Origin of the sequence: Endozoicomonas sp. SESOKO2 (assembly GCF_024606245.1) — a bacterium.
Classification (GTDB): Bacteria; Pseudomonadota; Gammaproteobacteria; order Pseudomonadales; family Endozoicomonadaceae; genus Endozoicomonas_A.
Window position 1 is genome coordinate 1 of the sequence record NZ_JAHHPQ010000291.1, and the last position, 1,029, is coordinate 1,029.

Sequence of the window (1,029 nt, forward strand, 5' to 3'; positions counted from 1 at the left end):
TCCTCAGCGTGTTGCCTGAGTTGAAGTGCTCTGAGTTTTTGCTCTTCACTGGTAGTGACTGTCTCCGATATAAGCTTTAACTGGTTTTTAACCCGGATGAGTTCGCTTTTTGTTGCGAGGTGCTCTTGCAGCTGTCTTTCCCACTTAACTATTTTTCTGGCCATGTCCCTCACGACTTTGGCAGCAAACTGTTCGTCGTGGTTAAAAACATTGAGCTGTGATTCGTCGACAACGGGTACAAGACTCATAATACCCTTAACAAAATTCTGATTGATCAGAAGATCTCTAAGTGCAGGCTTGAAGCTGAAGTGTTTTGCGAGTTGAATCTGCAACCAGGTTGGCGTGATGACAGAGGAAGCGGCTCTGATGTGTTCCAGTGTGAATTCAAAGTTAGCTTCCTGAGCCGGGGTGGCACTGGTCAATGCCTGCTGGAGAAATTCGTAGTATGAAAGCGCACGCACAGCCAGTTTGTCTTCGTCTGTAAGCATCATCGGTTGATCTTTGTTAACTCCGGCATCGTACCGTGTAACAAACTCCTCCAGCAGTACCATCTGCCTGCTTCGAATGGCGTATTGATAGCCTTTGATATTGTCTTTTTGAATCCATGTTGTAGCAGGGGCGGGGGTATTACCCTCAGCTTCGACCCAGAGTTTATAGAGGTTTTCTACAAAAGCGATATCATCGGGATTTGGCTTCTGACCATGAAAAACAATAATCTCCCCCGGAGCTTCTGCTACTATCAGCTTTGGATAACCTGCAGGCACAGGATAAAGCGCTGTCTCGTCCTCTGCGTATGCAACATGGCCGACGGGTTTGCTGTGTGCCGACCGTTCATTAACAACTTGCTGTTGTAAGTCCCCGGCGACAACGTAGCCGATGGGTTTGCAGTGTGCCAACAGTTCGTCAAGAGCCTGCTGTTGTAAATCCTCTCCAAGAAGATGAACCTGGATATAGGCAGAGGTGGCTGCCGCCAGAAGTGCCTCATCATTGACAAAGAGTGATTGACCCAGTTGCTGCAGTTCAGGGGGC

Annotated in this window: 1 protein-coding gene; it reads right to left on the reverse strand. The window is 48.2% G+C overall.

The features are described from left to right. Nucleotides 1-1,029 (reverse strand): hypothetical protein (locus KDK17_RS06715; RefSeq protein WP_257287666.1); only part of this gene is annotated, 1,029 nt, incomplete at both ends.